9 protein-coding genes are annotated in these 10,927 nt (G+C 39.1%); 2 read left to right on the top strand and 7 right to left on the bottom strand.

Going from position 1 to position 10,927, the window contains the following annotated elements; all coding sequences use genetic code 11:
• Positions 1–92: 92 nt before the first annotated feature.
• The 7 genes from groL to miaB all read right to left on the bottom strand — a co-directional run bounded on the left by groL (position 93) and on the right by miaB (position 7,070).
• Positions 93–1,733 carry a chaperonin GroEL gene (gene groL / locus BLS35_RS12180; protein ID WP_090781288.1) on the bottom strand — a complete coding sequence of 547 codons (1,641 nt, stop codon included), beginning with the start codon at positions 1,731–1,733 and terminating at the stop codon, positions 93–95.
• 107 nt (positions 1,734–1,840) lie between these two features.
• Entirely contained in the window at positions 1,841–2,131 is a 291-nt protein-coding gene (groES, locus tag BLS35_RS12175; RefSeq protein ID WP_090781286.1) for a co-chaperone GroES, read from the bottom strand.
• A gap of 215 nt (positions 2,132–2,346) precedes the next feature.
• Positions 2,347–2,691, bottom strand: a complete 345-nt coding sequence (gene secG, locus BLS35_RS12170) for a preprotein translocase subunit SecG (protein ID WP_090781285.1) — start codon at positions 2,689–2,691, stop codon at positions 2,347–2,349.
• A gap of 12 nt (positions 2,692–2,703) precedes the next feature.
• Entirely contained in the window at positions 2,704–3,819 is a 1,116-nt protein-coding gene (locus BLS35_RS12165; protein WP_090781283.1) for a hypothetical protein, read from the bottom strand.
• Positions 3,820–3,852: 33 nt separating this feature from the next.
• Entirely contained in the window at positions 3,853–4,350 is a 498-nt protein-coding gene (locus tag BLS35_RS12160) for an LptE family protein (RefSeq protein ID WP_090781281.1), read from the bottom strand.
• 1 nt (position 4,351) lies between these two features.
• Positions 4,352–5,584 (bottom strand): sigma-54 interaction domain-containing protein, encoded by a 1,233-nt coding sequence (locus BLS35_RS12155; protein WP_090781280.1) that lies wholly within the window; start codon positions 5,582–5,584, stop codon positions 4,352–4,354.
• A gap of 55 nt (positions 5,585–5,639) precedes the next feature.
• Entirely contained in the window at positions 5,640–7,070 is a 1,431-nt protein-coding gene (gene miaB, locus BLS35_RS12150) for a tRNA (N6-isopentenyl adenosine(37)-C2)-methylthiotransferase MiaB (protein WP_090781278.1), read from the bottom strand.
• 190 nt (positions 7,071–7,260) lie between these two features.
• Here miaB and BLS35_RS12145 point away from each other — a divergent pair, with 190 nt between their 5' ends.
• Both BLS35_RS12145 and BLS35_RS12140 read left to right on the top strand, forming a co-directional pair.
• Complete coding sequence (locus BLS35_RS12145) at positions 7,261–9,081, top strand: AsmA family protein (RefSeq protein WP_254778851.1); 1,821 nt, start codon at positions 7,261–7,263, stop codon at positions 9,079–9,081.
• 50 nt (positions 9,082–9,131) lie between these two features.
• Complete coding sequence (locus tag BLS35_RS12140; protein ID WP_090781276.1) at positions 9,132–10,922, top strand: AsmA family protein; 1,791 nt, start codon at positions 9,132–9,134, stop codon at positions 10,920–10,922.
• The last annotated feature ends 5 nt before the right edge of the window (positions 10,923–10,927 follow it).

Here is a 10,927-nt window from a genome sequence, read left to right as displayed (position 1 = left end):
ATTAAGAATATTAGAAGGAAATGAGATTAAATAAGAAAACCCACAGGAATTAACTTGTGGGTTTTCTTTAAAATCAATGAAATGGAGGCTGATTACATCATGCCACCCATGCCGCCGCCGCCCATTGGAGGCATACCGCCACCAGCAGGAGCATCTTCTGGATCATCAGCCAATACAACTTCTGTTGTTAACAACATCGCTGCAATTGAAGCTGCGTTCTCTAATGCTACACGACCAACTTTAGTAGGATCAATAACACCTGCTGAAATTAAGTTTTCATAAACATCAGTACGTGCATTGTAACCAAAGTCACCTTTTCCTTCTTTAACTTTTTGAACTACGATAGAACCTTCAATACCTGCATTTTGGCAGATTTGACGTAATGGCTCTTCGATAGCGCGACGAATGATCTGGATACCAGTAGTTTCATCATCGTTAGATCCTTTCATACCTTCTAATGCCTCAATAGCACGGATGAAAGCAACACCACCACCAGCAACAATACCTTCTTCAACCGCTGCACGAGTTGCATGTAAAGCATCATCAACACGGTCTTTTTTCTCTTTCATCTCTACTTCAGAAGCAGCACCTACGTAAAGAACAGCAACACCGCCAGCTAATTTAGCCAAACGCTCTTGTAATTTTTCTTTATCGTAATCAGATGTAGTAGTCTCGATTTGAGCTTTGATCTGGTTAACGCGAGCTTTGATATCGTCAGACTGACCAGCACCGTTGATGATAGTTGTATTGTCTTTATCAACAAGAACTTTCTCAGCAGTACCTAAATAAGTTAGGTCAGCATTCTCTAATTTATAACCTCTTTCTTCAGAAATAACAGTACCACCAGTTAAGATAGCGATGTCTTCTAACATTGCTTTTCTTCTATCACCAAAACCTGGAGCTTTAACAGCTACCACTTTCAGAGATCCACGGATTTTGTTAACTACTAAAGTAGCCAATGCTTCACCATCTAAATCTTCAGCAATGATCAATAAAGGTTTACCAGTTTGAACTTGTTTCTCCAAAACAGGCAATAATTCTTTCATGTTGCTGATCTTTTTGTCATAGATCAAAATGTAAGGGTTTTCTAATTCCGCTTCCATTTTATCAGCATTAGTTACAAAGTATGGAGATAAGTAACCACGGTCAAATTGCATACCTTCAACTGTTTTTACTTCAGTTTCGGTACCTTTTGCTTCTTCAACAGTAATGACACCATCTTTACCTACTTTACCCATTGCTTCTGCAATTAAAGCACCAATAACCTCATCATTGTTAGCCGAAATAGAAGCTACTTGTTTGATTTTGTTATTGTCTTCACCTACAGTCTGCGACTGAGCTTTCAAGTTTTCAACAATTGCAGTAACCGCTTTGTCGATACCACGTTTCAAATCCATTGGATTTGCACCAGCAGCAACGTTTTTAATACCAGCAGTAACAATTGCTTGTGCCAATACAGTAGCAGTTGTAGTTCCGTCACCTGCGATATCTGCAGTTTTAGAAGCTACTTCTTTAACCATTTGAGCACCCATATTTTCAATTGGGTCTTTCAACTCAATTTCTTTTGCTACAGTTACACCATCTTTAGTGATTGCAGGTGAACCAAATTTCTTGTCAATAATTACGTTACGTCCTTTTGGACCTAAAGTTACTTTTACTGCATTAGCCAAAGTATCAACACCTCTTTTCAGGGCGTCACGGGCTTCTACATTATATTTTACTTGTTTTGCCATTGTTTTTTAATAGTAAGTATCTAGAAAAAATACTGTGTTTAAGATTAATTAATTGGTTTTCAAGAGCAAAGCCAGATCAGCTCTGCCATTAATCTAATATCTCAGTACTAAGAAAGTACTGCGTAGATATCGCTTTCACGCATGATTAAGTAGTCTTTACCATCAATAGGAAGCTCTGTGCCACCGTATTTGCCATAAAGAACAACGTCACCTACTTTTACAGTTGGTTTTTTACCTTCTGAATCTTCATCAGAAACAGATACAACAGTTCCTTTAGATGGTTTTTCTTTTGCAGTGTCAGGAATATAGATTCCAGATGCCGTCTTTTCTTCTGCCGCAGCAGGTTCAACAATAACTCTGTTTGCTGTACCTGAGATGGGTTTAAGGTTTAAAGCCATAACTTGATATTAATTTATTTTTTAAGTTAAAATTTAAAATCGTATAAACTACGTGGTAAAAGTATATCAGTTTTTATGCCAATGCAAATCGGATTGACAAAATTGCAAGCATTGTCAGCTAACACTTTTTCATAAAGTATTTTTGTGTCAGAGTGGCAGGACACAAAAAAGCCCGGTATTGTTTATACCAGGCTTTCCATTCTAAAATAGAATTTTTATTTTTTTGAAGTATCTCCAGTTGCAGGAGCCGCAGCTGGTGCAGTTCTGCCACCAATAGGAGATGGAGTAGGTGTTTTGTCTAAATGCTCTTGGATTTTTGAAGCTTCACCTGTAGAAGAACTTCCTGATTTAGCGATTGTTGTAATCGATAAAGTAAGTACTACAATTAGCGTCAATAAAACCCATGTACCTTTTTCTAAAACATCACCTGTACGTTGTACACCAAACATGTTGCTACCTGATCCGCCAGTAGCCAAACCACCGCCTTTAGGATTTTGTACTAAAACAAATAGACCTAAAGCAACGCAAATGATGATTAATAAAATAATTAAAAATAGCATAATCTTATATTGTTAAATTTTCTTTTCTATAGATTGGATAAGGTCGGCAAAGTAACGTCTTTTTTCTGGAAACTTCAAACTTAATTTTTCGTAGGTCTCTATTGCCTTGTCGTAAAGCATTTGCTCGATGTATATTTTAGCTAAAGTTTCTGATACCAGGTCATTATGGTCCTCAGCACTCTTTTTAGCTTTATTCTCGTTGTCGATCTGTTCTGGCTTCGGTGGACTGATCTGAGGATCGTTTTTAATAAAGCTCTCTATAATCTCATTGCCCTTACTCGTGGCCCTAAATCCATCCGTATTATACGCTTCTTCCGAATCCTCATTAAATGGGCTCTGAAGATGGAATATATGCTCCACATACTGCTGCTGCAATTCATTTGGGCGCTGAGGCGAAGCAGGCTGGTTCTCTTCGGCCGAATTTCCTCTTTTTGGTGCAGCATAAGGCTGAAATATCTGTTGATGTTCTTTCCTTGTTTTAGCTAACCACCATAAAAATGTATAAGGCAACTGATCATCGTCATACTTGCTGATCACAATAGGCTCTTCAATTTTAGAAGATGCTGGTGTCGGTGTTGGTGCTGGAGAAGATGGTCTGAAATTTGGATCTTCCTGATCAGGAATCACAGTTTCAGCAATAAAGTTCTCTTGAAAAGCAAAGAAATCTGATGCAACGATGTTCTCCATCACCAAATCATCCTCTGCTTTAATGCTAACCTCAGTAATTTCCTCAAACACCTCCTGCTCATCCATGCTGTTCAGGTTTTCAACCGGCTCAGTAGTTTCGGCTTGCACTTCGTCTAGCGCTGCGGATTCAATCGACTCAGCCTGACTGCTGCTCTGATCAAATGCAGGGCCGGTCACTTCAAAATCAGCAGTATGAAGATCTTCAGGAGCATGAAGTAAAGTATGAAGTAATTGCCCATTGGTGTACAAAGCTGCGGTGGCCAGATTGTTATTTTGTTCTGGTTCCTGTAACGTAGCCTTAGCCAATAGCAGATGCAATGGTTGAAAATACGGATACAGCAATGCCAAATCTTTTAACACAGGAGCATCTTTCCCGCTTACCTCTTCAGGCGATGAAAGCCATACCCCCAATTGTTGTTTTATATCTAATTCCTGCTCCACGTCGCTAAGTTAATAATTGATCTCTACTTTAGCCTACCATTGTGCAAAAGCTGCGTTAAAAATATCTTCAGTCAATTGCGCTGTTACGTCTTTGATCAAGCCCTGTTCCATCGACTGAATGCTCCCCACAAGTTTAAACACTTTATAGCGTTCAAATGATCTTTCAAAGCTCTGCTTAGGATTTAGGTTATTCGTGTATTTTACCATAACACTGATCGTCAATCTATTGGCGCCAGCAATAGGGTTGTTGCTGTCCGCAATCGCTTCCGGAGTGATGCTATATCCGGTAACGTTTCCCGAAAAAACACCATCAGGATCATTTTGTGAAATCGATAAACTGGTTTGGTTTCTGATCCTTGTCTTTAACTCCTCCGTAAATTGAGAACTAAGGTAAGGTACTACCAGCGGGGCATTGTTTTCAAAGACCTGTACGTTCACTGTTTTCATCCCAACAGTAGAAGCTCCGTTTAGTGATACTTTACATCCACTCAACGCAAAAAACAAAATGACGAGTATACCTAGGTTTTTCATCTTAGTTTAAGTTCAATTCTTTAATTTTTCTATATAGCGTGCGTTCCGAGATGCCCAGTTCCTGTGCAGCAAATTTACGCTTACCCTTATGTTTTTTCAGCGCTTTCTTAATAAGGTCCGATTCTTTGTCAATTAAGGATAAGGATTCTTCTATTTCCTCAGCATCCTGCGTATAGTTGTACTCTACTGGCGAATTTTGAGAAGGATTCTTAATCGTTAAGGTCGAATCATGACCCATCGTCTGATCGACATCCTGATAAAGTTGATTGATGTAATGCGGATTGTCTGCCATGATGTGAGCCGTATTGCCGCCACTTTGAATAATCTCCGCAACTAGTTTTTTCAACTCCATCATATCCTTTTTCATGTCAAAAAGAACTTTGTAAAGGATATCACGTTCCGTGAAATCTTCCTTACCGCCGCCATTAATGGCCACAGGCAAGTTATTAGCGCTCTCATTTGGGATGTAATTTAGCAAAGCCGCAGCAGTTACATTTCTATCCTTTTCTAATACACAGATTTGTTCAGCTATGTTTTTTAGCTGTCTTACGTTTCCTGGCCAGCTATAGTTACTTAAGATTTGTATGGCATCAGGCTCAAGTTGTATGCCCGGACTTCTGTATTTATCACTAAAGTCTGCAGAGAATTTCCTAAAAAGAAGATAGATATCTTCCTTACGCTCATGCAAAGCAGGAATGCGCAAAGGAACAGTGTTTAATCTGTAATAAAGATCCTCCCGGAACTTGCCCGATTTTACCCTGTTGTATACATCAACATTGGTAGCCGCAATAATACGGACATCGGTTTTTTGAACTTTTGACGAACCTACCCGTAAATATTCTCCACTTTCCAGAATTCTAAGTAAACGTGCCTGAGTACCTAATGGCAATTCGGCTACCTCATCTAAAAATATGGTACCCCCGTTGGCGACTTCAAAATAACCTTTACGGGCCTCATGAGCACCTGTAAAAGAGCCTTTTTCGTGACCGAATAATTCGGAGTCAATTGTACCTTCAGGAATTGCACCGCAGTTTACGGCAATAAAAGCCCCGTGCTTGCGGGTGCTCAGCTGATGAATGATATGCGAGAAAACCTCCTTACCGCTACCACTTTCTCCGGTAATCAATACAGACATATCAGTCGGTGAAACTTGTCTGGCTATATCTATTGCACGGTTTAGTAGAGGAGAGCCCCCAATAATTCCAAAACGGTTTTTAATGTCTTGTATATCCATTTATCTGTATTTAGGAGAAAGGATGTGCTTTGTTCCTAATTCCTTTTTCTTTACTCTAGTTAACTACAGTTCCCAATAACGTGGCAGATGTGCAGCGATCAACGTGTACATTTACGTATTGACCCGCTTTTACTCCTTCAGTTGCCGGGAAAACAACCATTGCATTTTGGTCGTTTCTACCACAAAAATCTTTATCCGATTTTTTAGATGTACCCTCTACCAAAATTCTAACAGTTTTTCCAACAAATTGTTGTAGTCGGAACAAAGAAGTTTGTTGCTGCTTCAATAAAATTTCTGCAAGTCTGCGTTTTTTAACCTCTTCAGGGATATCATCGGCATACTTACGCGCAGCCAATGTCCCAGGTCTTTCAGAATAACTGAAAGTAAAAGCAAAATCATAACCTACATAATCCATGATGCTCAACGTTTCCTGATGTTCCTCTTCAGTTTCAGTACAGAAACCAGCAATAATATCAGATGAAATTGCACAACCTGGTATAATTCTTCTGATGGCATCAACTCTGTTGATATACCATTCTCTTGTATATGTCCTGTTCATTAGCTCCAGAACTCTGGTGCTTCCCGATTGAACAGGTAGGTGGATATAATTACAAATATTGTCGTATTTCGCTATCGTATGCAAAACTTCATCCGTAATGTCTTTAGGGTGTGAAGTTGAAAATCTAATCCTTAAATCAGGACTGATTAGCGCTACTTTTTCAAGTAATTGCGCAAAGTTAACTTCGATTTCTGCATCTTCATTTGCATCAGCGCCTTTCCATTTATAGGAATCCACGTTTTGTCCCAATAGCGTTACTTCTTTATAACCTCTATCAAATAGGTCCTGGGCTTCTGCTAATATAGAATATGGGTCGCGACTTCTTTCGCGGCCACGAGTAAAAGGAACCACGCAAAAAGAACACATATTGTCGCAACCACGCATAATAGAAATAAAAGCAGTAATGCCATTTCCATTTAAACGAACCGGACTAATATCTGCGTAAGTTTCTTCACGAGATAACAATACATTGATGGCTTTATGACCACTTTCTACTTCGCTTAACAATTGTGGAAGCTCACGATAAGCATCTGGGCCTACAACAACGTCAACCAATTTTTCCTCTTCCAGAAACTTTGATTTTAAACGTTCAGCCATACAACCCAACACCCCAACAATCAGTTTCGGGTTTCTGCGTTTCTCTGCACCAAATTGTGATAGCCTGTTGCGTACCCTTTGCTCAGCATTTTCACGGATCGAACAGGTATTGATAAACACCACATCAGCTTCTTTATAGTCGCCTGTAGTTTCAAAGCCTTGATCTAGTAAAATAGAGGCTACAATCTCGCTATCCGCGAAATTCATCTGGCAACCGTAGCTTTCAATATACAGCTTTCGTCCATTACGCACTAAAGGTGCATCAATAACCAAAGCCTCTCCCTGGCGCTCTTCATCGTGTGTTTTATCTGTAAGCTGTAAATCAATCATAAATGGTTAACATTATTATGGGCTCCAAAAATACGGAATTTAATTTACAAATGACAGATTGGCAGAGGCTGAAAAATAATTTAGAAATCATATCCAGAATGGAGCACTTGAACAGTTAAGAGTGATTGATTTTTCAGCTCGCAACTAAGCCCTTAAGGCTTGATTTGTATGGGTAGATAAAGGACTACATATGTGTTTTGGCGCTGAAATTGTTAGTGTTACACATATGCAGGAACTTAATGTTAAAAGTAAATCAGGAAAAAACAAGAAGAGAATATGGATAATTTCCATTTTGACTGTGCTGATTATTGTAGTAGCCGGAATGGGCTTGCTAACAATGAGGTGGAAACCTGTACTTTCTAAAAAACTAAAAGATGGCGTATATAATCGCTCCCTTCATCTTTATAAGCTCGATTTTAAAGACATTAGCTTTAATCTACTCACAGGAACGGTCGAATTGCACGAAGTGTCATTAGTCCCAGACACTACTGTTTATAATCAGCTTAAGAAGCTAAGGGTTGCTCCGGCTAATATCTTTCAGGTAAAACTTGAGCGCTTACAACTGAGTAGAGTGGCCTTGTTAACTGCCTATTTTAAAAGAAAAGTAGAGATTAAAGCGATTATTTTAGAGAATCCATCTATTAACATGATTCACTATAAGGTAGGAAAACGCCCCGAAGCACTTGAAAAGGAGGATAAGACCTTATACGAACTGATTTCCAATAGAGTTAAATCCATTAATGTTAAGGCCATTAAAATCATAGATGCAGATTTCGACTATATCAATGGTGAGAATTTTAAGAAAATGCATTCGGTAAAACATCTGAGCATTAACGTCAATGATTTTTTGGTCGATTCTGTTTCCCAGTTTGACACCACAAGATATTATTATGCAAAGGATATTGGCTTCGAATTGACAGGCTATAAATCGATTAGTAAGGATAAGATGTATACCATAAAAGTCGACACGATCAGAGGTTCGGCCTTACATAAATCTATCGATATTAAAGGGGTTCAGATGATCCCTATGTATCCTGATCTGGCCTTTACCCGTAAATACACTTATGGGAAAGATCGCTATAATCTTAAGTTTAATAGCATTAGCCTCGAAGGCGTAGACTTTGCTTTATTAAATGCCGAAGAGAAATTGCAGGCAAAAGCTTTAAAAATAGGGCCTGCCAAAGTGAATATTTTTGTAAACCGAGAGTTGCCCCCTCCACCGAAGCTTGATAAAGTCAGGAATTTCCCCCACGTGGCACTTAAGCGGTTGTCCATACCTGCTGTTGTAGATACGGTGAAATTGAATAATATTGACCTGGCTTACACAGAGTACAACCCAATCAGTCAGAAAAGAGGAACCGTATACTTTCAAAATTTAAGTGGCCGCATACTCAATGTGACTAATGATAGCCTGCAGCTGGCTAAAAATAACCATGCCGTAGCAAATTTGACTGCGCTGGTGATGAAAACCAGTCGCATAAATGTGCGGATCAATTTTAACCTTACGGATAAGAACGCGGCTTTTAGTTATAAAGGGAATGTCGCGCCCATGAATTTGCAGGTTTTAAATCCAATGGCCAAAAATACGGGACTTGTGGAGATCGAAAGCGGGCAAATGCAGAAAGTAGATTTTAATATACACGCTAACGCCAAAGGCTCTTCAGGTAAGGTTCATTTCTATTATACCGATCTTAAAATAAAATTGCTGAAAGAAGGGGAGGGCGGAATGGCTCCTAAAAAGAAAGGATTTTTATCATTTCTGGCCAACAAACTCTTGATTGAAGATGCGAATCCCACTAAGGGCGAGGCGGCCCGTTCGGCGAATATTACTTTTCAAAGAACTCCTGCGGCCTCTTACTTTAACCTAATGTGGAAAAGCATTTTCATAGGTATGCGCGAAATCGTAGGCTTAGATATTGTTCCCGTTAAGACTCCGGAGCAAGCCATGGAAAAAATAAAAAATAAGAAAAAAGAACGGCGAAAAGAAAAAGAAACAACAAAGAAGAATTAATACCTAAGCTGTCACAATAATTGTATATTAGGCTATACTACAAGTTGCTTATGGTTGTGAATGTTGAAAAAAAATACATCATACTTAAATGGTTCGCTGCCGCCCTGTTGTTTGTTGCATTCATGCTAACAGCCGTAACCTGGTACTTTAGTGTAAAGTTGAAACCTATAGTTCGGGCCGAATTAAAGGAATTGGTTTTGAAAACCACAAACAACCTCTATCAAATAGAGTTTTCTTCGGTTAATGTGAATGTATTAACGGGCATTTCATCTTTGTCGGATGTAACGATTACACCTGATACGGCCGTTTATCGCCAGCTTATTGCGCTAAAACATGCCCCAAACAACTTATATAAGATAAAACTTAAAAAATTAGCCGTAAGAAACTTTCATCCTTTTAAATTGTGGCGGGAAAAAAAGTTGAATATTGATCAGCTGTTGTTTGACAACCCAAGTATTGAAATGACCAACAGGCAGTTCGATTATAATGACGAGAAGCTCCCTCATCCTAAAAAATCTCCCTATGATTATATTGAAAAGTATCTTAAAGAGCTACGCATAAATACGGTAGATTTCAAAAATGCCAGTTTTAAATACATCAACAATAACAACCCTGATCAGCCGAAAATTGATGATGTGGATAGTTTAAACATCACATTGAAAGATTGGCTAATTGATCGGAATTCGGCTAACGACAGCAGCAGGATCTACCTGTTAAAAGATGTGATTATTAATCTAAATGACTATTCCTATGCCACTTCCGATAGCTTGTACTTTGTCAAGTTTAACCGACTTGATTTTGCAGCATCTTCGGGTAAGCTAGAAGTGAAGAATTTTAGTCTTGAGCCTCGGGAGAGTGAACCGCAGTTTGGTAGCGCCCTGGGCTATGCTAAAGATCGGTATAACATACAGATCAGTAATATCGGTTTTACTGGAATTAACCTACCTCTGTATGTTTTGAAACAAGAGCTATTTGCTAAAGAAGTGACCATTGCTGATGGGACGCTCGCTGTAGTAAATAACAATACGCTTCCTAAAAAAGTAGTCAATAAACTAGGGACCTATCCGCATCAATTATTGCAAAAGGCAAATACTAAACTCACTGTAGCAAAACTGAATTTGGATAATATCGACATCAGCTATGGCGAATTTAGTCCGGAAGGGAAAGGCAAGGGCGTCATTATGTTTGAAGAAACAAAAGGCACGATTACCAATGTGACCAATGTGAAAAAGGTAATCGCTAAGGATTCTTTAGTTGTAGCGACCTTAACGTCTAACGTGATGGGCTCAGGGAAACTGGATGTAAATTTTAAATTTAATCTTGCCGCCAAAGATGGCGCTTTCTCCTATGCCGGTGCTCTAGTCAATATGCAAGGAAAAGCATTTAATAGGATTACTAAGCCCTTGGGATTGGTGCGGGTAACTAGTGGGTATATCAATAAGCTGGAATTTGATGTTAAGGCGAATGATGCAGTGGCGAAAGGGACAGTGAATTTTGCTTACAAAGATCTTTCTCTGGCTGTGCTTAAAAGGGTAAAGGGAGAGGATCGACTGGTGAAGCAAGGTTTGATCTCCTTTTTGGCGAACGCATTGGTCATCAATTCTTCAAATCCTGGAGTAGATGGGAAGTTTGTTGCAGCTACTGTTGATTATAAACGCGTACCAACGGCCTCCTTTTTTAATTTTATATGGAAAACGCTTTTTCAGGGCGTTAAATATAGTGTAGGCTTTACGCCTGCAAAGGAGAAAAAGATTAAAGCGCAGATTGCTAAATTTGAAAAGATCAAAGCCGATCGGCAAGAGCGGCAGAAGCGGCGGGCAGCGCGAAAAATGAGAAAATAAAGGAG

This window comes from Pedobacter sp. ok626 (genome assembly GCF_900100435.1).
In the GTDB taxonomy this organism is placed as follows: Bacteria; Bacteroidota; Bacteroidia; order Sphingobacteriales; family Sphingobacteriaceae; genus Pedobacter.
This window is presented reverse-complemented; position numbering and strand designations above follow the sequence as displayed.